General features: G+C 61.0%; 23 protein-coding genes. 16 read left to right on the top strand and 7 right to left on the bottom strand.

Annotated features, from left to right (window positions below; all coding sequences use genetic code 11):
* The first annotated feature begins 30 nt into the window (after positions 1-30).
* From NKI20_RS25175 to NKI20_RS25165, 3 genes are all read left to right on the top strand, one after another.
* Entirely contained in the window at positions 31-1,338 is a 1,308-nt protein-coding gene (locus NKI20_RS25175) for a replication-associated recombination protein A (protein ID WP_352835419.1), read from the top strand.
* Between the two features lie 9 nt (positions 1,339-1,347).
* Positions 1,348-1,566, top strand: a complete 219-nt coding sequence (locus NKI20_RS25170; RefSeq protein ID WP_352835416.1) for a hypothetical protein — start codon at positions 1,348-1,350, stop codon at positions 1,564-1,566.
* Between the two features lie 160 nt (positions 1,567-1,726).
* Positions 1,727-2,557, top strand: a complete 831-nt coding sequence (locus tag NKI20_RS25165) for an aspartyl/asparaginyl beta-hydroxylase domain-containing protein (protein WP_352835413.1) — start codon at positions 1,727-1,729, stop codon at positions 2,555-2,557.
* 96 nt (positions 2,558-2,653) lie between these two features.
* Here the strand turns inward: NKI20_RS25165 and tnpA are convergent, their stop codons facing one another.
* Positions 2,654-3,082, bottom strand: coding sequence for an IS200/IS605 family transposase (tnpA, locus tag NKI20_RS25160; protein ID WP_352835410.1), 429 nt, complete (start codon positions 3,080-3,082; stop codon positions 2,654-2,656).
* Between the two features lie 318 nt (positions 3,083-3,400).
* On the opposite strand from tnpA, the gene NKI20_RS25155 reads away from it, so the two are divergent.
* The 6 genes from NKI20_RS25155 (at position 3,401) to NKI20_RS25130 (ending at position 10,375) form a co-directional block, all read left to right on the top strand.
* Positions 3,401-5,059: a hypothetical protein gene (locus tag NKI20_RS25155; protein ID WP_352835407.1), complete on the top strand. Its 1,659-nt coding sequence runs from the start codon at positions 3,401-3,403 to the stop codon at positions 5,057-5,059.
* Positions 5,060-5,136: 77 nt separating this feature from the next.
* Positions 5,137-5,511 carry a fluoride efflux transporter CrcB gene (gene crcB / locus NKI20_RS25150; RefSeq protein WP_352835404.1) on the top strand — a complete coding sequence of 125 codons (375 nt, stop codon included), beginning with the start codon at positions 5,137-5,139 and terminating at the stop codon, positions 5,509-5,511.
* A gap of 62 nt (positions 5,512-5,573) precedes the next feature.
* Positions 5,574-6,554, top strand: coding sequence for an RluA family pseudouridine synthase (locus NKI20_RS25145; protein WP_352835401.1), 981 nt, complete (start codon positions 5,574-5,576; stop codon positions 6,552-6,554).
* 62 nt (positions 6,555-6,616) lie between these two features.
* Positions 6,617-7,489, top strand: a complete 873-nt coding sequence (locus tag NKI20_RS25140) for a DMT family transporter (protein ID WP_352835441.1) — start codon at positions 6,617-6,619, stop codon at positions 7,487-7,489.
* Between the two features lie 9 nt (positions 7,490-7,498).
* Entirely contained in the window at positions 7,499-8,290 is a 792-nt protein-coding gene (locus tag NKI20_RS25135; RefSeq protein ID WP_352835398.1) for an ATP12 family chaperone protein, read from the top strand.
* A gap of 195 nt (positions 8,291-8,485) precedes the next feature.
* The gene (locus NKI20_RS25130) at positions 8,486-10,375 is read left to right on the top strand and encodes an MFS transporter (protein ID WP_352835395.1); all 1,890 of its coding nucleotides are present in this window, start codon (positions 8,486-8,488) and stop codon (positions 10,373-10,375) included.
* Positions 10,376-10,451: 76 nt separating this feature from the next.
* Here NKI20_RS25130 and NKI20_RS25125 read toward each other — a convergent pair whose 3' ends face one another.
* Complete coding sequence (locus NKI20_RS25125; protein WP_352835393.1) at positions 10,452-10,649, bottom strand: DUF2735 domain-containing protein; 198 nt, start codon at positions 10,647-10,649, stop codon at positions 10,452-10,454.
* Between the two features lie 315 nt (positions 10,650-10,964).
* On the opposite strand from NKI20_RS25125, the gene NKI20_RS25120 reads away from it, so the two are divergent.
* Positions 10,965-12,005 (top strand): glutamine synthetase beta-grasp domain-containing protein, encoded by a 1,041-nt coding sequence (locus tag NKI20_RS25120; RefSeq protein ID WP_023757956.1) that lies wholly within the window; start codon positions 10,965-10,967, stop codon positions 12,003-12,005.
* Between the two features lie 1,058 nt (positions 12,006-13,063).
* Here NKI20_RS25120 and glnA read toward each other — a convergent pair.
* Positions 13,064-14,473, bottom strand: a complete 1,410-nt coding sequence (gene glnA / locus NKI20_RS25115; protein ID WP_023757955.1) for a type I glutamate--ammonia ligase — start codon at positions 14,471-14,473, stop codon at positions 13,064-13,066.
* Positions 14,474-14,534: 61 nt separating this feature from the next.
* Positions 14,535-14,873 (bottom strand): P-II family nitrogen regulator, encoded by a 339-nt coding sequence (locus NKI20_RS25110; RefSeq protein ID WP_006205430.1) that lies wholly within the window; start codon positions 14,871-14,873, stop codon positions 14,535-14,537.
* Positions 14,874-15,225: 352 nt separating this feature from the next.
* Between NKI20_RS25110 and NKI20_RS25105 the strand changes: the two genes are divergently transcribed.
* Positions 15,226-16,758, top strand: coding sequence for an NAD(P)H-hydrate dehydratase (locus NKI20_RS25105; RefSeq protein WP_352607679.1), 1,533 nt, complete (start codon positions 15,226-15,228; stop codon positions 16,756-16,758).
* Between the two features lie 4 nt (positions 16,759-16,762).
* Here the strand turns inward: NKI20_RS25105 and NKI20_RS25100 are convergent, their stop codons facing one another.
* Entirely contained in the window at positions 16,763-18,295 is a 1,533-nt protein-coding gene (locus NKI20_RS25100; RefSeq protein WP_352835388.1) for an acyl-CoA carboxylase subunit beta, read from the bottom strand.
* A gap of 409 nt (positions 18,296-18,704) precedes the next feature.
* Between NKI20_RS25100 and NKI20_RS25095 the strand changes: the two genes are divergently transcribed.
* Positions 18,705-20,120, top strand: a complete 1,416-nt coding sequence (locus NKI20_RS25095; RefSeq protein ID WP_352607683.1) for a DEAD/DEAH box helicase — start codon at positions 18,705-18,707, stop codon at positions 20,118-20,120.
* A gap of 102 nt (positions 20,121-20,222) precedes the next feature.
* Here NKI20_RS25095 and NKI20_RS25090 read toward each other — a convergent pair whose 3' ends face one another.
* Positions 20,223-21,197, bottom strand: a complete 975-nt coding sequence (locus NKI20_RS25090) for an alpha/beta hydrolase (RefSeq protein WP_352835384.1) — start codon at positions 21,195-21,197, stop codon at positions 20,223-20,225.
* Between the two features lie 79 nt (positions 21,198-21,276).
* Positions 21,277-22,098, bottom strand: coding sequence for an SDR family oxidoreductase (locus tag NKI20_RS25085; protein ID WP_352835381.1), 822 nt, complete (start codon positions 22,096-22,098; stop codon positions 21,277-21,279).
* 227 nt (positions 22,099-22,325) lie between these two features.
* Between NKI20_RS25085 and NKI20_RS25080 the strand changes: the two genes are divergently transcribed.
* Genes NKI20_RS25080 through NKI20_RS25065 form a run of 4 tightly spaced genes read left to right on the top strand, consistent with a single transcriptional unit; the run spans position 22,326 to position 25,563 of the window.
* Positions 22,326-23,360: a cysteine synthase A gene (locus NKI20_RS25080; RefSeq protein ID WP_352835378.1), complete on the top strand. Its 1,035-nt coding sequence runs from the start codon at positions 22,326-22,328 to the stop codon at positions 23,358-23,360.
* Entirely contained in the window at positions 23,360-24,103 is a 744-nt protein-coding gene (locus tag NKI20_RS25075; protein ID WP_352835375.1) for an alanyl-tRNA editing protein, read from the top strand. Before NKI20_RS25080 ends, NKI20_RS25075 begins: the two co-directional genes overlap by 1 nt.
* Positions 24,104-24,142: 39 nt before the next feature.
* Positions 24,143-24,994 (top strand): 3-mercaptopyruvate sulfurtransferase, encoded by an 852-nt coding sequence (gene sseA / locus NKI20_RS25070; protein WP_352835372.1) that lies wholly within the window; start codon positions 24,143-24,145, stop codon positions 24,992-24,994.
* Positions 24,995-24,999: 5 nt separating this feature from the next.
* Entirely contained in the window at positions 25,000-25,563 is a 564-nt protein-coding gene (locus NKI20_RS25065) for a GNAT family N-acetyltransferase (protein WP_352486694.1), read from the top strand.
* The last annotated feature ends 136 nt before the right edge of the window (positions 25,564-25,699 follow it).

Genomic DNA, 25,699 nt, shown 5'->3' with positions numbered 1-25,699 from the left:
CAGGGCTCATGCTCCAACGAAAAGAAGTGCATGGCCGATCTGTTCAGCGTCGATGAACCGGAAAAAGCGTCGCCCGGGCGGCCGCTGGCCGACAGGCTGCGGCCGAGAAACCTTGGCGAAGTCGTCGGCCAGGAACATCTGACCGGCCCTGACGGCGCGCTGACCCGTTTGATCGGTTCCGGTTCGCTTGGCTCGATGATCTTCTGGGGACCGCCCGGCACCGGCAAGACGACGGTGGCGCGGTTGCTGGCCGGCGAAACCAGCCTGGCCTTCGAACAGATATCGGCGGTGTTTTCCGGCGTCGCCGATCTGAAGAAGGTGTTCGAGGCAGCCAAGCTGCGCCGTACGAACGGCCGCCAGACCTTGCTGTTCGTCGACGAGATCCACCGCTTCAACCGCGCCCAGCAGGACAGTTTTCTCCCTGTCATGGAGGACGGAACCGTCGTGCTGGTTGGCGCCACGACCGAGAATCCGTCCTTCGAGCTGAATGCCGCTCTGCTGTCACGCGCGCGCGTCCTGGTCTTCCATTCGTTGGGCGAGGAGAGCATCGCCAAGCTGATGGCACGGGCCGAGGAAACCGAGGGCAGGGCGCTGCCGCTCGACGAGGAGGCGCGGGCCATGCTGATTCGCATGAGCGATGGCGACGGCCGGGCGTCGCTGACGCTCGCCGAAGAAGTCTGGCGGGCAGCCAAACACGGTGAGGTCTTCGATCCCGAAGGACTGCAGCGCATCGTCCAGCGCCGCGCACCGATCTACGACAAAGGCCAGGACGGCCAATACAATCTGATCTCGGCGCTGCACAAATCGGTACGGGGCTCCGACCCCGACGCGGCGCTCTACTATCTCGCGCGCATGATCGATGCCGGAGAGGATCCGCTCTATCTTGGTCGCCGGCTGGTGCGCATGGCCATGGAAGACATCGGCCTTGCCGATCCGCAGGCGCTGGTCGTCGCCAACGCCGCCAAGGACGCCTACGACTATCTAGGTTCGCCCGAGGGCGAACTGGCTTTTGCCGAGGCCACCGTCTATCTCGCAACAGCGCCCAAATCCAACGCCGTCTATAACGCGTTCAAGGCAGCCACGCGGGCCGCGAAGGAACACGGGTCGCTGCTGCCGCCCAAGCACATCCTCAACGCACCGACGAAGCTGATGAAGGAGGAGGACTACGGTGCCGGCTACCGGTATGATCATGACGAGCCGGACGCCTTTTCGGGCCAGGACTATTTTCCGGAGAAGATGGGCCGCCAGACCTTTTATGATCCGCCCGAGCGCGGCTTCGAGCGCGACATCAGGAAGCGGCTCGATTATTGGGCGAAGCTGCGCAAGGAGCGGGGATAGCAGGCTTGCGTGCCCGGTCTCGTCACGCGTCGAAACGAGGTCTCGCCATGGGGCGTTTCCGCGGCGCGGCGGTCGTTCTCGCCGCGACGCTGGCTTGATGCCGTTGCCGAAGCGGCCATGGACCAGCTACGCCGCTGGCGGGCGGATAATCAGCCGGAGCGGATCGTGCCCGACGCAATCTGGTCCCCGGGGAAATGGCACGAGCTTGGCCTGCCGGTGGTGCATTGACCGAAACTGGTGGGCTTCACCAGGCAGCCAGCCGGCCGCGATAGCAGGGGCCGTTGTGTGGTAACCCAAAAAACCTTATCAAGGCGCACGACCGGGCGGTGGTCGTTGCCGTGATTTGGGCACCTCATTCGCAACAGGATCGCGCGTCGCGCGTGGAAAAATGACAAAAACCCTTCGCAAAACCCTTCGCAAATTCGCCATTGCCATCCCGCTTCTCGCCCTTGGCTTCTATTTCATTCCCATCCTGACGACGATCTTCATCGTTTGCGGCCTGATCGACGTGCTGCGCAACGATCGCAAGGACCTATCGCTGTTCAGCGGTTACTTCCTCGGCAACGGCCTGTTCACCTGGCTGCTGTCGCCGTTCAACCTGCTGGTCGATTTGCTCTGCTACAGAAACCCCGGCGTGTGGAAACTGGAACAGTTTCCCGCTGACTATCAGCGCGAGGTCAATGAGGTCCTGGACATCTTCAAGGCGCGCAAGGACGAGATCATCGCCGACATCGACGCCAATTTCGGCGCCGGCCGGCGCGGCATGTATGTCTACCAGTGGTACGGCAAGCACAAAATCGACAACGTCGCCGAGTTCAACAAGGATTTCAAATACATCAAGACCATCGCCGTTTCCGTCTTCAGCAAGCGCGAATCGACCTCCTGGCACTTCGGGCCGCTGCGGCTCAGCCTGCGCATCCTCTACAATCTGGTCCCGGTGAAATCGGAGATCTTCGTCGAGTGCGGCAACGTCAAGAACTACTGGTACGACAACCCGCTGTTCATTTTCGACGACACCCTGCTGCACCGCTCGGTCAACGAATATGACGGCCGCCGCTACTGCGTGTTCATGGACATCATCCGTCCGTCCCCTGTTCCCGGCCTGATCGCGGCCATGCTCGCCATCGTCTCGGTGAGCGTCGAGCGCATCAATTCGATGTTCTACAAGAACTGGAAGATGATCGGCTCGACCAAGCCAAAGAAGGCAGAGACGACCTGAGCTTAAATTTGTGAATACTCCACCGCCTAAAGGCGGTGGCTTCAAGTTACGGCTTAAAGCCGGATCGGTCCGCCGTTCGGCGGACAGGGCGCGAACTCACGTCACGTTGAAGTTGTCGTCGGGCTCGGGCGGCTCCTGGTTCATGATGTATTCGGCCCACATCTCGTCGGTCACATTCCCGCTGCTCACCACCCAATAGCCTCTCGCCCACAGGTGCTGGCCCCAGTAGCGCTTGCGCAGTATTGCGAACTCGCTCAGCAGCTTGTGCGAGCTGCGCCCCTTCAGGTGCTGCACCGCGCGCGACACCGACAGCCGCAGCGGGATCGACACCAGCATATGCACATGGTCGCGGTTGATCGAGCCGGCATGCACAATCATCTCGTGCGCGCGCGCCGTCTCGCGCAGCAACTCCCGGCACCGGTTTCCAACGTCGCCGCCAAGCACCGCGTAACGGCACTTCGTCACCCAAACCAGGTGATACTTGCAGTCCCAAACCGTGTGGCTGCCACGCTTGTACGCTTCCATCCAGCCAGTCTACACGGCAAGCGCCGCGATCCCAGCCTCCTAAAGGCGTGGGGTTCCTGATCCCCTATCGGGGACTCTAAATGCTGCTGGCTTCGCTGGCGGCATTTAGGCACATTTATAATATAATCGATTGCTACTTTAGTGTGATCGTAAGTTTTGCTATTATTTGCGCTTGCGGCGGCCGCCGGTTCAAGTGTACATCCCCCCTCAACTTGATGAATATTGTTCCGAATCGCGTGGGCTCCGTTCCCGTCTGTATCGGTAGGAGTCCCGGTTTGACCTCGACAATCCTGCACTTGTTTTCTTTGGCGGCCCCAAGTGACGAAGAACGAGACTTTCGGATTCTGCATAAGGACCTACCTATGTACGATCTTGCTTGGTGTTGCATTTGTAGCCATATATGTAGCGCTTGAAGAGCCAATATATTATTGGGATTTCGCTGCCTATTTCGAGATATTCAACCAGCAGGGTGTGTTGTTGGTCGAAGATCCTGTTCGGTGGCTGCGCTTGCTGAGGGGCTCTATCGCCACGGACGATTACAGCACGGCAATTTTGGCGCCCCTGATGCCGTTTTACTTACTATTTGGCGGATCGAGGCTTTCATATGTCGCCGGAGTGGTCGCGGTCTACCTGGTCCCGACCGCTCTTTTCATGGGCAGAATGAGCTACATGGAGGCGGTCTCCGAGACGTCTCCATCCTGGGGCTGGCCTGCGGTATGGATTGCGGCCTTTCTTTACACGCCGTTCTGGGCGGCAACGCTTCGCGGATGGCCGGATATCGGCGGTTGCCTGGCGCTTTCTGCAGCGACCTATTTTCTCTGGAAATCGAAGTTTCTGACCCGTGAACCGGTGATCAGCGGAATACGTGTCGGTGGGTACCTGTGGTTGGCGTTCATGCTGCGCCGCTGGTATGCCTATGCCGGTATAGGCGCTGGAATTTCGGCGGCCTTTTTCTGTTTGTTTCAGGCGGCAAAAGACCGGGACTTTCCGGTGCTCCTGAAAGCCGCGTTAGGCGGCGTGTGCGCGCTTCTCGTCGTCGCCGGAGCCGCACTGGCCTTCCAGCAACCTCTGATCCTCAGGATTCTGTGGACCAACTATGGTGATATCTACAGCGGATACAAGACGACCTTGGCATCCCAGCTCGATCAGGTGGTATCCCGGCTCAGCTATGTGAACTGGCTGTTGATAATATTTGGCCTTTACATCTCTTTTTTACGTCGCAATCGCTTTTCTTTATTCTGTGCCGTCGCTTCGATAACCACCTTTTTTCTATTCACTCGGACACAAGATCCGGACCTTCATCATTCGATGCCAATGTTTCTTTGGCTCTTTCCCGCATACGCCCAGGCAATCGTTGCGATCGTTTCGATGCCGGCGCTGAGATCGCGATTGTCGGCCGCCATCATAGTCGTTGTCGCCGGACTTGCTTTTTCGGGCACCTTTTTCCCGATCGGCCGCCAGTTGCTGTCGCCGATCAATTATGTTTATGCCAGCCAAGGTATTCTCCCTCTTCATCTTGACAGTATGTCTGAATACAAACGCCTTACTGATGACCTTACCAGGGAAATGCGTCCTGAGGACCGTTTTGCGGTATTTGCTTCAGGCTCTGTCATGAACAGCTGGCTGTTGTTCGCCCTGAAAAGAAGCCTATACCCTCACATTGAATGGCCTTGCCAAGTGGACAGTCGCGATGGATTCGCACCTGACACATTGAAGTCAAGATATGCTGTCGTAACCGACCCGCCCGTTACCCATTTGCAATCGGGCGCGCAGCTCTGCGTTACGCTTTCCAACCAGCATATTCTCGACGGGAAAGGCATCGGTACCGCCTACAGACGCCTCGCGGAATACAAGTTGTCCGGTGGCGTTACCGGTTATCTCTACGAACAGACGCGCCCGGTCAGCAAAGCTGAAGTGGACGCCCTCTACACCGACTTCAGGAAGAAATATCCAAGCTGGATAACACCTGAGTGGTGACCAGTTCGACTGGTCTGCGCAGTTCTGCCCAACGCAGGGATTGACCAGGCTGCCTCTGTAGGGGCAGTAAAACGGTCATGTTGAATCTGCTTCTCGTTGTGGTCGGTGGCGGCATCGGTGCCGGCATTCGTCATCTTACCAGCACGGGGGCGCTGCGCCTTGTCGGGCCCAACTATCCCTGGGGCACGATGGCCATCAACATCGTCGGCTCCTTCGCCATGGGCCTGTTCATCGCCATCCTGGCGCGTCGCGGCGGATCGAACGAACTTAGGCTGTTCGTTGCCACCGGCATGCTCGGCGGCTTCACCACTTTCTCAGCCTTTTCGCTCGATTTCGCGACGCTGTGGGAGCGGGGAGCGACACTGCCGGCGTTCGGATATGCGCTTGCCAGCGTCATTGGCGCCATTATCGCCCTGTTTCTGGGACTTTGGCTCGCAAGAACCGTTTCATAATGCTATTGCCGCGCCGAGAGCAGGGCCGAGCCCTGCCGGGAAACGGATAAGCGAAGAAGAATATGGCAGGCGTTGAACAGATCACGGTGGAGACCGGCGAGGCGGGCATGCGGCTCGATCGCTGGTTCAAGACCCATTTCCCGGGCCTTGGTTTCGGCCATCTGCAAAAGCTGCTTCGCTCCGGCCAGATTCGCGTCGATGGCGGCCGGGTCAAGGCCGACACGCGTGTCGAGCCCGGCCAGATGGTGCGTGTCCCGCCACTCGAAGTCGACAAGAAGGGCGAGAGCGCGCTGACCGGCCATTCGATCCGCAACCAGGGCGATGCCGATGTTCTCGCCAAGATGCTGATCCACGAGGACCCCAAGGTCTTCGTCTTCAACAAGCCGGCAGGCCTTGCGGTGCAGGGTGGCTCCGGCGTCACCCGCAATGTCGACGACATGCTGGAAGCCTGGCGCAACCAGAAGGGCGAGAAGCCGCGCCTGGTGCACAGGCTCGACCGTGACACCTCGGGTGTGCTGGTCGTCGCCCGAACGCGCCTTGCCGCCATGAAGCTCGCTGAAGCGTTTCGCGCCCGCGAGACCAAGAAGACGTATTGGGCGCTGGTCAAGGGCGTGCCGCCCAAGCGCGAGGACAAGATCTCGACCTGGCTGATCAAGGAGCCGACGCCGGATGGTGACCGCGTCCGCGTCGCCGCGCACGGCGAAAAGGGCGCCGACCACGCAGTGTCCTACTATCGCATCATCGAGCAGGCAGCGCAGACGATGACCTGGCTGGAGATGGAGCCCTATACGGGCCGGACCCACCAGCTTCGTGTCCATGCCGCTTATATCGGCTGCCCGATCCTGGGCGATCCGAAATATTTCGAGGCCGACACCAATTGGGATTTTCCGGGCGGCATTCAAAACCGCCTGCACCTGCATGCGCGCCGCATCATCATTCCGCATCCGGACAAGGGCGTCATCGATGTCACCGCGCCGATGCCGCCGCACATGCGCCAGAGCTGGAACCTGATCGGCTTCGACGACGCCAGCGCTGAGGACTGATCGTGAGCGGGGCCACCGACGCGCTCGCCACCGATACGCTTGATCGCCGCGATACGGTCGACATGGCCGCCGCCGCCATCATGGTCGGCCTGACTTTTTCCTGGGGACTGAACTACGTCGCCGCCAAGATTTCCTATGCCGGTTACGACCCGGTCTTCCTGTCGATCGCGCGCTCGATCGTCGGCGGCTTCTGCGTCTTCCTCTGGTGCCGGTGGCGCGGCATAGCGCTTTTCACGCGCGACGGGACATTGCGCGCCGGCATCGCCGTGGGCGTGCTGTTCGGCATCGAGTTCCTCTGCCTCTATGTCGGCCTGGAGCACACGACCGTCGCCCGCAACACGCTGCTGGTCAACACAATGCCGTTCTGGATGCTGCTCGGCGGCCATTTCCTGCTTGGCGAACAGATCACCTTGAGGAAATTCCTCGGTCTGTTGCTGGCCTTTGCCGGCCTTGCCGCAGTGTTTTCCGACAAGCTTGGCGGTGGCGGAGACATGCTGTTCGGCGATCTCCTGAGCCTCGGCTCCGGATTTTTCTGGGCCCTGACCAACATCCTCATCAAGCGGTCGAGGCTGGTCGAGGCGACTGCCGAAAAGCTTCTGCTCTACCAGCTCGCCGGTGCTGCAATTGTCGGCATATTGGTGCTGCCTCTCGCCGGTCCGCCCGTTCGCGATCCGACCGTACTGCCGACTTTGGCGCTGCTTTTCCAGGCGGTCTACATCGTCGCCTTCACCTATGTGCTGTGGTTCTGGCTGCTGCGGCGCTATCCGGCATCTGGCCTGTCCAGTTTTACCGTCCTGTCGCCGGTTTTCGGCGTTTTGTGCGGCGCCGTGTTCTTGAATGAGCCGCTGACCATGCGCATTTTCCTGGCACTTGGCCTGATTGCCGCCGGCCTGATCATCGTCAACCGGCCTGCGCGCAAGATCGTACCGGTGTGAGAGACCTCTATGCGTGATATCCTCAACGACCTCGAAGCGGGCAAGCATCTTTCCGACCCCGATCCGGTGCGCCGCGCCCAGATCCAGATGAAGACGCATCTGCCGAAGCGCTTCTACAAGACCGTCTCGGTCGCGCCGGTGGAAGACGGCTTTGCCGTGCATCTCGACGGCAAGCCGGTGCGCACGCCGGGCAAGGCGCTCCTGGCGCTGCCGACCGAGGCGGCGGCTGCGCTCGTCGCCAACGAGTTCGCCGCCCAGGGCGAGACCATCGATCCGGTGACCATGCCGGTGATGCGCCTCGTCAACACCGCCATCGACGGCGTTGCCAGCGATCCACAGGCGGTGCTGGAGGACATCCTGCGCTTTGCCTCGTCCGATCTGCTTTGCTATCGCGCCGACGCGCCGCAGGGGCTGGTGGAGCGGCAGAACCAACATTGGGATCCGGTTCTGGATTGGGCGAGGGAGACGCTCGGGGCAAGGTTCAACCTCGCCGAAGGAATCATCCATGTCGAGCAGCCGCGCGAAGCCATCGCCGTGCTGGGCAGCCATCTTGCCCGGCGCACCGATCCGCTGCGGCTCGCCGCCATCCATGTGATGACGTCGCTGACCGGCTCGGCGCTGCTGGCGCTGGCCGTCGATTTCGGCGAACTCGACGCCGACGGCGCCTGGGCTGCCGGGCATGTCGACGAGGACTGGCAGATCGAGCATTGGGGGCAGGATGCGGAGGCCGTCGCGCGCCGCTCGGCCCGCAAGCGCGACATGTTGGCAGCCACCGGTCTGCTCGAGGCGCTCAGGGGCTGACGGGTTCCACCGCTCGCTCGGATTCATCCCGCAGCGCACCTAATACCAAAGTCATAATCCCAAAGACGCGCTGCCTTTGGCCAGCGCTTTCTGTCATTTTTCCCGTTGATGGCTGCCCTGAGTCCGCGTTCGGAGGAGAACACGGATGTTGCCGCGCAGCTTCGAGGTCAACGGGTCTCACGGGAGGAAAACACAATGGCAATGGCATCGACCGCCGGCGGAACGAGCCGCGGCATGACGCGGGAAGAGAAGAAGGTCATCTTCGCTTCCTCGCTCGGCACCGTTTTCGAATGGTACGATTTCTATCTCTACGGCTCGCTCGCAGTGTTCATCGGCTCGACGTTTTTCAGTCCGACCATTCCGGAAGCGACGCGCAATATCTTCGCGCTGCTGGCTTTCGCGGCCGGCTTCCTGGTGCGCCCGTTCGGCGCACTGCTGTTCGGCCGCATCGGCGACCTTGTAGGCCGTAAATATACGTTCCTTGTCACCATGACGATTATGGGCCTGTCGACCTTCCTGGTCGGTCTGCTGCCTGGTTATGCGACCTTGGGTATCGCCGCCCCGATGATCCTGATCATCCTGCGCATGCTGCAGGGCCTGGCGCTGGGCGGCGAATATGGCGGCGCGGCCACTTACGTCGCCGAGCACGCCCCGGACAATCGGCGAGGCTACTACACTTCCTGGATCCAGACGACGGCGACGCTCGGCCTGTTCCTGTCGCTAATTGTGATCCTGATCGTACAGGCTTCATTGAGCAAGGAAAGCTATGCCGCCTGGGGCTGGCGTATTCCGTTCATCGTCTCCTTCCTGCTGCTCGGCATCTCGATCTGGATCCGGCTTTCGCTCTCCGAATCGCCGACCTTCCAGCGCATGAAGGATGAGGGAAAGGGCTCCAAGGCGCCGCTCACGGAAGCCTTTGGCCAATGGAAGAATGCCAGGATTGCCCTGCTGGCGCTGCTCGGCCTCACCGCCGGTCAGGCTGTGGTCTGGTACAACGGCCAGTTCTATGCGCTGTTCTTCCTGACCAACGTGCTCAAGGTTGACGCGCAGTCGGTCAACATCATGATCGCCATCGCACTGGCGGTCGGTTCGATCTTCTTCGTCGTCTTCGGCTGGCTCTCCGACAAGATCGGCCGCAAGCCGATCATCATGGCGGGTCTTGCTCTGGCTATCGTCTGTACCTTCCCGCTGTTCAAGGCGCTGACCTGGGCTGCCAATCCGGCGCTTGCCACGGCGCAGCAGAACACGCGCGCGACGGTGACGGCTGCACCCGGCGACTGCAGGTTCCAGTTCAATCCGGTCGGCACGGCGAAGTTCACGACGTCCTGTGACATCGCAACGTCGTTCCTGACCAAGAACTCGGTTCCTTATGACGTGGTGTCGACGGCTGCGGCCGGAACAGCCGCATCGGTCAAGATCGGCAACGAGACAGTCGACTCTTATGACGCCGTCGCCGCTGGCGATCAGGCCAAGGCCAAGGACGCGGCCTTCGTGAAAGCGGTCAACATGGCTCTGAAAGACGGAGGCTATCCACTGAAGCGCGCGGCGATCAAAGTTGCGGACCAGAAGCTCGACGCGTTTGTCGCCGCCAACCCGGAACTGAAGCTGGACGCTGCCGCGATCCGCGCCGGTGAAAAGGCTACTGTGCCAGTCGACCAGGCGGTGAAGGACAAGTTGCTGACCACCGATGAAGCAGCGGGCGCGCCTGAAGTCACCGTCTACAATATCCCGGCTGGCGGCGCCTTCGCTATGTTTGCCGACCCGGCGGCAGTGAACTGGCCAATGACCATCGGTATCCTGTTCATCCTGGTCCTGTTCGTGACCATGGTCTACGGGCCGATCGCGGCGATCCTGGTCGAGATGTTCCCGACTCGCATTCGCTACACCGGTATGTCGCTGCCCTACCACATCGGCAATGGCTGGTTCGGGGGCCTGCTGCCGGCAACGGTGTTCGCGCTGAGCGCTTACAAGGGCGACATATATTATGGCCTCTGGTATCCGGTGGTGATCGCGGCGATGTCGCTGGTCATCGGCATGATCTTCGTGAAGGATACGCTCGGCACCGATCTGCACGCCAAGGAGTAGGCGGGCTGAAGCGGCTAAAGAAAAACCCGGCGCGAGCAATCGCGCCGGGTTTTTCTGTTGTATGGCCTGGAGACGTCTAGCTCTTGCGTGGCGGTTCGGCTTCCGCGATGGCAGCCTCGTGATACCAGGCCTCGCCATGGTCGAGCGGATGATCGCGCAAAGAGGCAAGCTCTGCCGCGAACTTAGCCCTTACGCCTAAATTTGAGGCAGTCATGCGCGATGCCACCGGGAACATCAGGATTTTTGCCGACGGACGGGCTGACGTGATCTCCATTGGCTGTCTCCTTCCTTCTGCGGACCCTTGTCGATTCATCTTTGCATTAAAGTAAGTCCTGCGAACCATTTAGGCAAGATGCCTAAGGAAAGATCAGTAGTTGCTTGTTATTTATGCAGATTTCGTCTTTGGTCGATCTTGGCGCATTGCTTAGGCGGCTTGGTTGCATCGCAGGTGTGGACTGGCATTTTTGACGCACCCAGCGCAGCGGAAATGGCACACGAATTGCATTTTATCGACTTGGCAGCTGGGCTGCTGGATGGCTCGGCGCGCCTGCGTCATCCAGGTTCGGTGATTAAGCAACGAGAGGCTAGAATGACGAAATACAAGCTCGAGTACATTTGGCTCGATGGATACACGCCGGTTCCCAACCTTCGCGGCAAAACGCAGATCAAGGAATTTGCCGAATTCCCGACGCTCGAGCAGCTGCCGCTATGGGGCTTTGATGGTTCGTCGACCCAGCAGGCCGAGGGGCACAGCTCCGACTGTGTGCTGAAGCCGGTCGCCGTCTATCCGGACCCCGCCCGCACCAACGGCGTGCTGGTTATGTGCGAAGTCATGATGCCCGATGGCGTCACGCCGCACGCTTCCAACAAGCGCGCCACCATCCTCGACGACGAGGGCGCCTGGTTCGGCTTCGAGCAGGAGTATTTCTTCTATAAGGATGGCCGCCCGCTCGGCTTTCCCGAGAGCGGCTATCCCGCACCGCAGGGCCCGTACTACACCGGCGTCGGTTATTCCAATGTCGGCTCCGTCGCGCGCCAGATCGTCGAGGAACATCTCGATCTCTGCCTCGCCGCCGGCATCAACCATGAAGGCATCAACGCCGAAGTGGCCAAGGGCCAGTGGGAATTCCAGATTTTCGGCAAGGGCTCCAAGAAAGCCGCCGACCAGATGTGGATGGCTCGCTATTTGATGCAGCGCCTGACCGAGAAATACGGCATCGACATCGAATACCACTGCAAGCCGCTCGGCGACACCGACTGGAATGGCTCGGGCATGCACGCCAACTTCTCGACCGCCTATATGCGCGAAGTAGGCGGCAAGGCCTATTTTGAAGCGCTGATGGCCGCCTTCGACAAGAACCTGATGGATCACATCGCCGTCTACGGCCCGGACAACGACAAGCGTTTGACCGGCAAGCACGAGACCGCGCCGTGGAACAGGTTCAGCTACGGCATCGCCGACCGCGGCGCTTCGATCCGCGTGCCGCATTCCTTCATCAACAACGACTACAAGGGCTATCTGGAAGACCGCCGCCCGAACTCCCAGGGCGACCCCTACCAGATCGCCTCGCAGATCCTGAAGACAATCGCCTCGGTACCGGCAAGCGCCCAGGTTTCAGCCGCGGCATAAGCCTTCGTCACGGCGGAAACCTGCCGTGACCGTCTCAGGCCCATCCTACGGTCTTCCCAAGCAAGAACCCCGGCGAAAGCTGGGGTTCTTTTGTGTGATGCAAGATTGGCGCGTTCCTTGCTCTATCGAAATGCCTCAAGAGCTGTCGCCACATCGCCACAGAAATTGAAACACCATTGTCTGGCATAGTCCTGGTCTATTCCAACCAAGGTGGGCTGCTTGAACGCATTCCTCTGGGACGGATCGTTATGCCGGCCGGCTGAGTCGCGCAGTATTGCTTGCCCTCAGGTTTGCCGTCCGGGCGGCGGCTTACTGCGGCCATCCAGAATTCAGCGTCCGGCCCGCTCGCAAGAGCCCGGCCAGGGACCCGGGTTCTTTTCCCGATAACCGGCAGATCGCATCCCGGCCGGAACATACCCAGAAAAAGTCAGGCAATTCGGGTGGTCGCAATCCTGCCGACGTCCCGGTTGCCGACCTGTCCGATTCCGGCGATCACCTGTCAAAAAAGCCCGGAAAACAGCGCTTTCCAGCACTTATTTGTGGCAAAGACCCTCCCATAAGCACCTGTTCACGTTGCGAAATCGACTGTCCACGGCCCATTTGGCGGCGTTGACAGGTTGCAGCGCAGCATGCGAATTCGCAGGTCTTGGGGTTACGTCACGCAATGCTGTTCGGACGGGCGGGGTTTTCTTGAACGGCGGCATTGGCGGGGGGCGCCGGACGAGCGGTCACTGTAGCCTGAGACAGTGCGCCGCTCGCTCCTGGCTCCATGTTCGCGCTCGAACAGTGATCCGCTTGTCACCCACCAGATCTTGCTGTCCCGAGACGGCGTCACCGGATTGACGTGCCGTGCTTGCCGATTGACCCAGCGCCAGCGGACTAGGCATACACACGATCGTCAAAAACAAAACGCAAAAGCGTTGCCCATCTGCAGCGGGCGCCAGCGAGAGCGGGCCGACGGCAGGCACGGCTATCGGAGTGCAGCAAAGAGCCCTTGAAAGAGGAAAATCTTTCAAGGGCTTGAATATTACGCTGAACCTTTAGTCTGAGAGTCAATCTCAGACGGAGTAGTACATGTCGTACTCGACCGGATGCGGGGTCATTTCGAAGCGCATCACCTCGGCCATCTTCAGCTCGATGTAGCTGTCGATCTGGTCGTCGTCGAAGACGCCGCCGGCTTTCAGGAAGCCGCGGTCCTTGTCGAGGCTCTGCAGGGCTTCACGCAGCGAGCCGCAGACGGTCGGGATCTTCTTCAGCTCCTTCGGTGGCAGGTCGTAAAGGTCCTTGTCCATCGGCTGGCCGGGATGGATCTTGTTCTTGATGCCATCGAGACCGGCCATCAGCATGGCGGCGAAAGCGAGGTAGGGGTTCGCGCCTGGATCGGGGAAACGGACCTCGACACGCTTGGACTTGGGCGACGAGCCGAACGGGATGCGGCAGGAGGCCGAGCGATTGCGCGCCGAATAGGCGAGCAGCACAGGCGCTTCATAACCCGGAACCAGGCGCTTGTAGGAGTTGGTCAGCGGGTTGGTGAAGGCGTTGATCGCCTTGGCGTGCTTGATGATGCCGCCGATGTAGAACAGGCAGCTCTCCGAAAGGCCGGCATATTCGTTGCCGGCGAAGGTCGGCTTGCCGCCCTTCCAGATCGACTGGTGGACGTGCATGCCCGAGCCGTTGTCGCCGAAGATCGGCTTCGGCATGAAGGTGGCCGTCTTGCCATAGGCGTTGGCGACCTGGTGCACGACATATTTGTAGATCAGCATCTTGTCGGCGTTGCGGACCAGCGTGTCGAACTTGATGCCGAGTTCGTGTTGCGCAGCCGCCACCTCATGGTGATGCTTTTCGACGCGCACGCCCATCTCGGCCAGCACGGTCAGCATTTCCGAGCGCATGTCCTGCGCACTGTCGATCGGCGGCACCGGGAAATAACCGCCCTTAATGCGCGGACGGTGGCCGAGATTGCCGGTCTCGTAGTCCGTGTCGTCATTCGACGGCAGTTCGGTCGAGTCGAGCTTGAAACCGGTGTTGTACGGGTCGGCCTTGTACTTCACGTCGTCGAACACGAAGAACTCGGCTTCCGGGCCGACATAAATGGTGTCGCCGATGCCTTCCGATTTCATGTAGGCCTCGGCCTTCTTGGCCGTACCGCGCGGATCGCGGTTGTAGGATTCACCCGAAACCGGATCGAGGATGTCACACAGGATGACCATGGTCGACTGGGCGAAGAACGGGTCCATGTGGACGGTGTCCGGATCAGGCATCAGCACCATGTCGGACTCGTTGATGGCCTTCCAGCCGGCAATCGACGATCCGTCGAACATGACGCCATCGGCGAACATGTCTTCCTCGACCTCGATGACATCCATCGTCACGTGTTGCAGCTTGCCCTTCGGGTCTGTGAAGCGCAGGTCGACGAATTTTACGTCGTTGTCCTTGATCTGCTTCATGATGTCTTTGGCTGTCGTCATGTCATGTATCCCTGTGTGATGACGTTTTTTTATGATGACGTTAGGAGAATGCCGGGTCGGGTCAGACCGCGTCCATGCCTGTTTCGCCGGTACGGATTCGCACGACTTCCTCGATATTGGAAACGAAGATTTTGCCGTCGCCAATACGGCCGGTCTGGGCGGCCTTGCGGATGGCCTCGATCGCGCCTTCGACCGCATCGTCGCCAAGCACCACCTCGATTTTCACCTTGGGCAGGAAATCGACGACATATTCGGCGCCGCGGTAGAGCTCGGTATGACCCTTCTGACGACCGAAGCCCTTTGCCTCGGTAACAGTAATGCCCTGCAGTCCGGCCTCCTGAAGCGCTTCCTTCACTTCGTCCAGCTTGAATGGCTTGATGATCGCTTCGATCTTTTTCATGTAAAAAGTGGCCTCCACTGCCAAAAAAAACGGGTTGTGAACCCCCCGCTTGCGCTTCGATCTAGCACGAACTGTGCCAATTGGACGGATTCGAAGCAGTATCACACGATTTCAAAGTCGCACCGCACCTGGATACAAATTCACGTCATTCCCTGTACCGGAAGCGGCACGGGCTGCCGGAGACTACACGGCAACGCCAACTGCATCTGCCCAAAAACTAGGCATATCGCCTATCCTTCAGGCAATCCTGTGCCTTCGTGCCAACAATGTGGCCGCAGATCTCGGCAACTCCCCCTTGTTTGCTTCGGATCGAAAATTGGACAATGCTTGATCGAATGCGGATCGGCAATCCATGAGCAACGAACTTCTTGTTCCTTCAGAAATGAACGAGGCAGATCGGCTTACGGTTGCCGCTGGTCCCGCCGACGGTATCGGCCTGATGCGCAGAGCCGGCCAGGCGGTCGCGGCCGAGGTTCTCAAGCGCTATCCCTCGGCGACGCATGTCCATGTGCTGTGCGGCCCAGGCAACAATGGCGGTGATGGCTACGTCGTCGCGCGCATCCTGGCCGACAGCGGTGTGCGCACCACAATCTGGGCATCCGGAGCACCAAGACCGGAAAGCGATGCGGAGCTCGCCGCTGCGCAATGCCCGATCAAGCCGCGGCCGCTGTCTGGATTTGATGCCGAGACCGGCTCGATCGTGGTCGACGCGCTCTATGGCGCAGGGCTGTCCAAGTCGCTGTCTGGCGATGCCGCCAAGGCCATAGATACCGCTACCGCCTTGGGCTTGCCTGTGATCGCGGTCGACCTGCCGTCTGGCGTCTCGGGAGCCGGCGGCGAAATATTGGGCAGGGCGTTTCGCGCCGAGATCACAGTCACCTTCGCGCGGAAAAAGCCTGGCCACCTGCTGCTCCCAGGACGCGGACAATGCGGTGAAATCGTGCTTGCCGATATCGGCATCGGCGACGACATCATCGCCCAACTCGCTGTCTCGACTTTCGAGAATGTGCCAAACCTGTGGTTGCAGGAATTTCCCGTGCCGGCGGTCGACGCGCACAAATACAAGCGCGGCCATGTCGGCGTCTTTTCCGGTGGCCCCAGCGCCACGGGCGCCGCGCGGCTGTCGGCGCTCGCCGCGGCGAGAAGCGGGGCAGGGGCGGTCACCGTGCTGTCGCCAGCCAATGCCATGCAGGTCAATGCGACACACCTGACCTCCATCATGCTGCGGCAAGCGGGCTCGCTCGGAGAGGTGCAGGAATTCCTGATGGCGCGCCATCCCGAAGCACTGGTGTTCGGACCGGGGCTCGGCCCAAAACCCAAGGTCGGCGATTTTGCCCTGCAACTGATCAAGGCTTTGGCGGATGGTGCGCGCGCATCGGCGACCGCAAGCCACGCAGATGCGATCGTCCTGGATGCCGACGCCATCACGTCGCTGGCTCACCAGCCCCAGGCACTGTTCGAAGTCGCCCGTCAGCCGAACGCGCCGGCATTGGTGATAACGCCGCATGAGGGTGAATTCGGCCGATTGTTTCCTGACATCGCCGGCGTCATGACCCTGTCGAAACTGGCCAAGGCGCGAGCGGCCGCAGCACGGGCCAATGCCGTCATCGTCTACAAGGGCGCTGACACGGTGATTGCTGCTCCCGATGGCAGGGCAGCGATCAATTCCAACGGCGCTCCATGGCTGGCCACTGCCGGGTCAGGCGACGTGTTGTCCGGCATCATTGCCGGTCTCCTGGCGCAAGCCATGCCGCCCTTCGAGGGGACTTGCGCTGCGGTGTGGCTGCATGCCGAAGCCGGCAGCCGTTTCGGACCCGGTCTGATCGCCGAGGATCTGCCGCTAGCGCTGGTGCCGGTGCTGCGCGAACTCTTCGAAGCGCGGTAGTTACTCACAGCGGAATGTTGTCGTGCTTCTTCCAGGGGTTCTGCATGTCCTTGTTGCGCAGCATGCGCAGCGCCCGTGCGATGCGGCGGCGGGTCGAGTGCGGCATGATCACCTCGTCGACATAGCCGCGCTCGGCGGCGACGAAAGGCGACAGGAAGCGATCCTCGTAAGTCTTTGTATGCGCTGCGATCTTTTCGGCATCGCCGATGTCCTTGCGATAGATGATCTCGACCGCGCCCCGTGCACCCATCACCGCGATCTGCGCCGTCGGCCAGGCATAGTTCATGTCGCCGCGCAGATGCTTTGACGCCATCACGTCATAGGCGCCGCCATAGGCTTTTCTGGTGATGACGGTGATCTTCGGCACGGTGGCCTCGGCATAGGCGAAGAGAAGCTTGGCGCCATGCTTGATCAGCCCGCCATACTCTTGCGCCGTGCCGGGCAGGAAGCCGGGCACGTCGACGAAGGTGACGATCGGGATCGAAAAACAATCGCAGAAGCGCACGAAGCGCGCGGCCTTGCGGCTGGCATCGGAATCGAGCACGCCGGCCAGCACCATCGGCTGGTTGGCGACGAAGCCGACCGTGCGGCCCTCGATGCGCCCGAGACCGGTGACGATGTTTTTCGCGAAATTCTGCTGGATCTCGAAGAAGTCGCCTTCATCGGCGACTTTCAGGATCAGTTCCTTGATGTCGTAGGGCTTGTTGGTGTTGTCGGGGATCAGCCGGTCGAGCGACAAATCATGGTCGGTCACCGACTGATAGCATTCTATTTCGGGAAGCTCCGATGTGTTGGAGGCCGGCAGCAGGTCGATCAGCCGGCGCATCTGCAGCAACGCCTCGATGTCATTGTCGTAGGCGCCGTCGGCGATCGAGGACTTCGTCGTGTGGACGGAAGCGCCGCCGAGGCTCTCGGCGGTCACCGTTTCGTTGGTCACGGTCTTCACCACATCCGGCCCGGTGACGAACATGTAGGAGGTGTCGCGCACCATGAAGATGAAGTCGGTCATGGCAGGCGAATAGACGTCGCCGCCGGCGCAAGGACCCATGATGACAGAAATTTGCGGGATGACGCCGGAGGCGAGCACGTTGCGCTGAAAGATTTCGGCATAACCACCGAGTGCCGCAACGCCCTCCTGGATTCGCGCCCCGCCGGCATCATAAAGCCCGATGATCGGCGCACGGTTGCGCAGCGCCATCTCCTGCACCTTGATGACCTTCTCGGCATGCGCTTCCGACAGCGAGCCGCCGAACACGGTAAAGTCCTTGGCGAAGAGGTAGACCGGACGACCATTGACGGTGCCCCAGCCAGTGACCACGCCGTCGCCGGCGATCTTGGTCTTCTCCATGCCGAAATCGGTCGAGCGGTGCTCGACATACATGTCGAATTCCTCGAACGAGCCTTCGTCGAGAAACACCTCGATGCGTTCGCGCGCGGTGAGCTTGCCCTTCTTGTGCTGGGCATCGATGCGCGCCTGGCCGCCACCCATGCGGGCGATCTCGCGCCGGCGCTCGAGTTCCTTCAGCACGTCCTTCATCGATTACCTCCCAGGCCAGCGGCATTTCGTGGTAATCGTGCCTGCAGGCGAGCGCAAGCGCCGCTTACGCCGTGGGTTTTGTTGCACTGCAGCATGACGCCCCTTGCATTTGACAGCGAACTGGGCCATATGCGGCGACATAGGCGCTTGGGCCGGGACAATCCGGCCTTCTCGACGAATGAGACTGGTTGCGTCTGTTTTCCCTCTTTTCCGGTATATCGGCCCCTCTTTCCGGTACATCACAAAGTGGCGAAAAAGCCCCGTGGCATGATGCCTGCGGGCACGACAGCGCAGCCGCGCGGACGGAAACGTCCGCCGCCTTGTCGTTCCATGACAATTTGTTCGACGGCAGGTTGCGCCCTGCCGCCATCGATGTTTGCGGCCAGAAGCCGCGTGAAAGAAGATTATTTTGACCAACCAAAACACTTTGCCCGGTAGCAACACTGCGGAACTTACCGGTTTCGCCGCACTGGGTATTTCGGGCGCGCTGCTCAAGGCCACCCATAACGCCGGTTTCACCGAACCGAAGCCGATCCAGGCGCAGGCGATCCCGCCGCAAATGGAAGGCCGCGACATTTTCGGCATCGCCCAGACCGGCTCCGGCAAGACCGCAGCCTTCGCGCTGCCGATCCTGTCGAAGATCATTGCACTTGGCACCAAGCGCCGGCCTAAGACGGCGCGTGCGCTGATTCTGGCACCAACGCGCGAACTCGCCGTGCAGATCGAGGATACGATCAAGATCCTCGCCAAGGGCGCGCATGTCTCGACCGCGCTCGTGCTGGGCGGCGTCTCCCGCTTCAGCCAGGTGAAGAAGGTTGCGCCCGGCGTCGACATCCTGATCGCAACGCCCGGCCGGTTGACCGATCTGGTGCGTGAAGGCGACCTCATGCTTGCCGACACCAAATGGCTGGTGCTCGACGAAGGCGACCGCATGCTCGACATGGGCTTCATCAATGACGTCAAGCGCATCGCCAAGGCGACCGCGCCCGACCGTCAGACGGTGCTGTTCTCGGCGACCATGCCCAATGAGATCGCCGAACTGGCGAAGGGCCTGCTGAAAAACCCGATCCGTGTCGAAGTCGCGCCGCAAAGCACGGCAGCGGCCGAAATCGTGCAAGGTGTCGTCTTTGCCCGTACCAAGCAGAAGCGCCAGGTGCTGTCGACGATGCTCGCCGACGAGGCGATGAAGTCCGTCATTATCTTTTCGCGCACCAAGCATGGTGCCGACAGGGTGACGAAGGACCTCGAGCGCGACGGCTTCAAGGCCGCCGTCATCCACGGCAACAAGTCGCAGAATGCCCGCCAGAAGGCGCTCAACGATTTCCGCGAGGGTTCGGTGCGCATTCTGGTGGCGACCGACATCGCTGCGCGCGGCATCGACGTGCCCGGCATCAGCCATGTCGTGAATTTCGACCTGCCGGACGAAGCGGAAAGCTATGTCCACCGCATCGGCCGTACCGGCCGCAACGGCATGGACGGCATTGCGATTACGCTTTGCGATCCTTCCGAGAACAGCAAGCTGCGCCAGGTCGAGCGCATCATCCGCACCAAACTGCCGATCGTTGCCGACCATCTCGGCAGCCCCGATCCGCTGCGCAATCCGGCTGAAAAGAACGAACGATTCGAGCCGGCCAACGACCGCAATGGTCGTCGCGACGGCAGGCGGCCCGGTGGCGAGAACAAAGGCAACGGTTTTGGCAAAAAGCGCTTCGGCGACAAGCCGGCCTTCGCCGGCGAGCGCAAGCCGGAAGGCGCCAAGCCGGCCTTTAAAGGCAACAACAAGCGCCGCTTCGGCGGCAAGCGTCCGGCGGCGCGGGCTGCGTAAGCCAGGCCGCGTTTTAATCAGTCAAGCGTAGCCTGGCTGATTGCCGAGACCGACCGGGAAAGGGCGGCTGAAGCGATGCTTCGGTCGCCCTTTTTCGTAAGCTTACTTCACCACCGCCTCGATCCAGACGGCGATCCTTTGCGCCAGAAAGGTCGTGGTCGATGGCGAAAGCGCGTCGCCGGCGATAACGTGATTGTCTATGTCGCCCGTATCATCGACCGGGACCAGTTCACACGGAGCGCCCCAGCGCCCGGCGATCTCGCGGGTGCGGTCGGGCCGCACCACTTTGTCCGAATCCGAAAAGATGAACAAAGCGGGGATGGTCGCCTTTTCCACCGGGGCGCCATAGGCAAGCTCGGTCAGCGCCTGCATCGGCAAGGTCGCTTCGATCGGGTAGCGGGTGGTCCAGAATTTTTCATGCAGCGCGTTGCGCGGCAAAAAGCTGTGTTCCTTGCCGGCGACCAGCCTGGCGATCTGTTTTCCCCATGGCATGGTCAGTATCTCGGCGCCGGACGCTTTCACGCCGAAGTTTGGCGAGATGAACGCGATCGCGGCAACCCCGTCCGATGCGCCCGGCTGCGTTGCCGCCCATGTCGCCAGCGAGCCGCCGGTCGAGGTCGAGATGACGATCACCTTGTCGCCGATCGCCCGGCCGATGGCGAGCGCCTCCTCATAATCGTTGACCCAGGCATTGATGCTGCCTTGCGTCATCGCCGCGCCGTCCTGCCCATGACCGCTAAGGCGCGTGTAAAAAAGATTGGCGTCGAGCTGGTCGGCCACGTCGTCGGGCAGCGGGCGGACCTCGCCCTTCGATGCGGAAAAGCCGTGGATGTAGACGATCGACAGCGGCGTCCTGGCATGCACCATCGGATTGGCCCAGACGATCTCTTTCTCCAGCCCGTCGCGGATTCCGGGGACCGCGGCTTCCACCCTTGCCACATAGGCCTGCGGATCGTCGCCGATGACCAAGGGATCAAAGCGGATCGTGGTGTCGACGGGAACGCGAGGGCCGAGCACGACGGCCAGTGCGAGAATGGCGACAAGGCCCAGCACAGCAAGCACGATCCGTCGCCCCATCTCTGGCTCCACGCAACAATCTCTCAACCCATGGCTGTCACCCGCCCGAAGCGGGTGCTTGCCAACTTCGACGGCTTACCTATTCGATTGGCGGCCTGCGGTCGTAATGCAGCGGCCGCGCCTTCCAACTGGTCATCAGGCTGATAAACCCTCTGCAAAGCGGCCTCGGCAACACGCTAAGCAGTTTCAGGGGCCAGCTTGTCCGGCGCGGGAAGGTGACTTCGAAACCGCCGGACTTGATGCCCCGCGCCATGCGGCGCGACGCGCGGCTGACCGGCATCAGTCCCGGCATCGGCAGCATGTTCTTCTCGGTCAGCGGGGTATCGATGAAGCCAGGATTGAACACCTGGATGCGGACGTTCATCTTGTCGAAATCATACTTCAGCGATTCGGCCAGGATGTTGATTGCCGCCTTGGTGCCGCCATAGGCCGCCGTTGTCGGCCAGCCGAAATAGGACGTGACGGAGCCGACCAGTACGACATGGCCGCGCGCCCGCACGCGCATGCGTTCGATGACGGGCACCAGGCCATTGATGATGCCGAAATAGTTGACCTCGAAGGACCGGCGAAAGTCGTTGACGACAAGATTTTCACCCGGCGTCGAAATGTAGTTTCCGGCATTGAAGATGGCGAGCACGATGGGACCGAGTTCCTTCTCGATCGCGGCGACGGTTCTTGCCATGCGCGGTTCGTCGGTGACGTCGCAGGGAAAGGCGGTCACACTGCCCGGCATCTGCGCCGTCTCGACGACAAGCGTGTCGATCGGATCGTCGTCGAGCGCCGTCACCGCCACGGCATAACCCTGGGAAGCAAGATCCCTCGCCAGCGAACGGCCGATACCGCTGCTGCCGCCCGTGATCCAGGCGACGCCGTGCTTCGGGTTGGCCCGGTAAAGTGTCATGCTGCGCCCTGTCGACTTGTTGGTGCTTTGCTCTAGCGATGAAGAAATCGAATGAAAAGCTGCTTTTCAACGTCGGTCGGAAAATGAACAGTGGCGATAGAGGCTGGTCTTGGAAAGCGTCGACGCAACAACAGTACCGCAATTGCGACTGGACCAGACACATTCTTGCCTTGAAACCGAGGCCTCGGGTTTCTAGGGTCTCGGCGCACCTACACAAGGAATCCTGAATGCTCCGTTCTGTGATCGACGCGATCGGCAACACGCCTCTGATCCGCCTCAACAAGGCTTCTGAACAAACAGGCTGCGAGATCCTGGGCAAGGCCGAATTCATGAATCCGGGCCAGTCGGTCAAGGATCGCGCGGGCCTGTTCATCATCCGCGACGCCGAGCAGCGCGGGCTGCTGAAGCCCGGCGGCGTTATCGTCGAGGGAACGGCCGGCAACACCGGCATCGGACTGACGCTGGTTGCCAAGGCGCTCGGCTACCGCACCGTCATCGTCATTCCCGACACGCAGAGCCAGGAAAAGAAAGACACGATCAAACTGCTCGGCGCCGAGCTGATCGAGGTGCCCGCGGTGCCGTACAAGAACCCCAACAACTATGTGAAGCTGTCCGGCCGCTTGGCAGAGCAGATGGCGCGGACGGAACCGAATGGCGCCATCTGGGCCAACCAGTTCGACAATGTGGCGAACCGCGACGGCCATATCCGCACCACGGCCGAAGAAATCTGGAACCAGACCGGCGGCAAGGTCGACGGCTTTGTCTCGGCGGTCGGCTCGGGCGGAACGCTGGCCGGCGTCGCCTTCGGGCTAAGGGCGAAAAGCAAGGACGTAAAGATCGCGCTCGCCGATCCGCTGGGCGCCGCGCTCTACTCCTTTTATACCAGCGGCGAGCTGAAGTCCGAAGGCAGCTCGATCACCGAAGGCATCGGGCAGGGGCGCATCACGGCCAATCTCGAAGGGTTCACGCCGGATTTTTCCTTCCAGATTCCCGACGAGGATGCGCTGCCGATCGTCTTCGACCTGATCCAGGAAGAAGGCCTCTGCGTCGGCGGCTCGACCGGCATCAACATTGCCGGCGCGATCCGTCTGGCGCGCGAACTTGGCCCCGGCCACACGATCGTGACCATTCTTTGCGACTACGGCTCACGCTACCAGTCGAAGCTGTTCAACCCGGAATTCCTGCGCGAGAAGCAGCTGCCGGTGCCGGGCTGGATGGAGCTGAAGAGCAAGATTTCGGTGCCGTTCGAAAAGGTCGCGTGATGGCGCACAGGACGGACGCGCTGTTTCGCGACGACGCCTATCTGCGCAGGGCGGATGCGACAGTCGTTGCCGTCAACGACCGTGGTGCCATCATTTTGGATCGCTCGATCTTCTACGCCACATCGGGCGGCCAACTGGGCGATACCGGTCACATCGAGCGCGGCGACGGCAGCCGCATCGCCATTGCCGCCGCTATTACGGGCGAGACCAAGGATGAGATCATCCATGTGCCGGCGCCGGAGCAAGCGGGGCCATGGATCGGCGAGAAGGTGAGTTTGGCGATCGACTGGGACCGGCGGCATCTTTTGATGCGCATGCATTCGGCCTGCCATCTGCTCTCGGTCGTCTGTCCGTTTCCGATTACGGGTGCCGCGGTTTCCGAGGACGACAGCCGTGTCGACTTCGACATGCCGGATGCCAGCTTCTCTAAGGAGGAGGTGACAGCGAGCCTGATGGACCTGGTGCGGGCCGACCACCCGATCTTCACCAGGTTGATCAGCGACGAGGACTTGGCCGCCAATCCTGGCCTGGTCAAATCCAAGAACGTCCGGCCGCCGGTCGGCACCGGCAGTATCCGTCTCGTGTGTATCGGCGACAACGCTTCGGTGGACAGCCAGCCCTGCGGCGGCACCCATGTGAAGAGCACGGGCGAAGTCGGTGAAATCCACATCGGCAAGATCGAGAAGAAAGGCCGCGAAAACAGGCGTTTCCGCATCCGCTTCGGTCCGATGCCGGCGAACTGATATGCTAGCCGTTCGCGAGGCGAAACAAGGAGGATAAAGATGGCCGAGGACAGCCCTTTCACCGTCGATGCGGACTGGCTGCAACAACGTCTCGGCGAGCCGGGCCTGACGATTGTCGATGCGTCCTGGTATCTACCAGCGCAAAAGCGCGATGCGCGCCGCGAATACGATGCGGCGCACATTCCGGGCGCGCGGTTCCTGGATCAGGACGCGGTTTCCGACCCGGACTCGCCACTGCCGCACATGTTGCCGTCGCCGCAGGACTTCGCCCAGTATGTCGGCGCCATGGGCGTTTCGGCGGACGACACCATCGTCGTCTATGACGGCCCGGGTTTCTTCTCCGCGCCTCGGGCATGGTGGATGTTCCGGGTAATGGGCGTCTTCCAGACCTATATTCTGGACGGCGGCTTCGATGGGTGGAAGGCGGCCGGCCGACCGGTGACGGCCGAACCGACGAAGATCGCACCATGCGTGTTCCATGCCGATTTCGACGCCGGTCGCGTCGCCAGCCTCGCCGACATGCGGCGGATCGTCGACACTGGGGAAAGCCAAATCGCCGACGCCCGTGGGGCGGGCCGCTTCACTGGCGCGGAGCCTGAACCGCGCGCAGGCATCCGCTCCGGTCATATGCCTGGCGCGCGAAATCTGCCCTATTCGGCGCTGTCGGAAAATGGCGAGCTGTTGTCGAAGGACCGGCTGCGCAAGGTGATAGAGGAGGCCGGCATCGATCTGTCGAAACCTGTCGTCACCTCATGTGGCTCCGGCATTACGGCGGCGGTGGTGACGCTGGCGCTGGAAACACTTGGCCATACCGACAACAGGCTTTACGACGGCTCATGGACGGAGTGGGGTGGGCTTTCGGACACGCCCGTCGTGACCGGCAAGGAATGAAGACGATGGAAAACGGCGTGCTGGAAGACATCGAGGTCACGGTGACGTTTCTCGAAATGCACGTGCCTCCGGCCTATACGCCGCCTGTGCCCTATAATCGTCAGGTTGCGCTGCTGAAGACCAAGGACATCCCGCTGCATTTCTATCGCTATCTGATGGACCGGGTGGGGCGCAAATGGCACTGGGTCAATGTTCTCAGGCTCGATGATGACGAGCTTTCCGCCGGTATCCACCGCGAGGATCGCGACATCAGGGTGCTCTACCTCGACGGCGCACCAGCCGGCTTCTTCGATCTCAAGCCGCATCTGCCGGAAGAAGTCGAGCTCGCTTATTTCGGCATGATGGAACATGCCACCGGGCAAGGCATCGGTCGCTGGTTCCTGGGCTCCGCGATCGCAGCCGCATGGTCGTATGGGCCGAAGCGGGTGACGGTGCAGACCTGTACGCTCGATCATCCGGCGGCGCTGCCACTTTATCAGAAGCTCGGCTTTGCACCTGTGGCGCAGAAGAAGGAGACTGTGCATCCGATGCCTTTCGCCGAACGTTCCGCCAGCGTCATGCGGCCGTGATGCCGGCCGCAATCAGGACCGATTGCTGAGAATCGATCGGTCCCGCACCTTGCAGGACTGTCCGGGGAAAGTTATTCATATATGAAGGCCATCTGATTGAGGGAGGATCGGTCTCTTGGTCGGCTCGGATTGACCG

The sequence above is a fragment of the Mesorhizobium sp. M0830 genome, assembly GCF_040319965.1.
Classification (GTDB): Bacteria; Pseudomonadota; Alphaproteobacteria; order Rhizobiales; family Rhizobiaceae; genus Mesorhizobium.
This window is presented reverse-complemented; position numbering and strand designations above follow the sequence as displayed.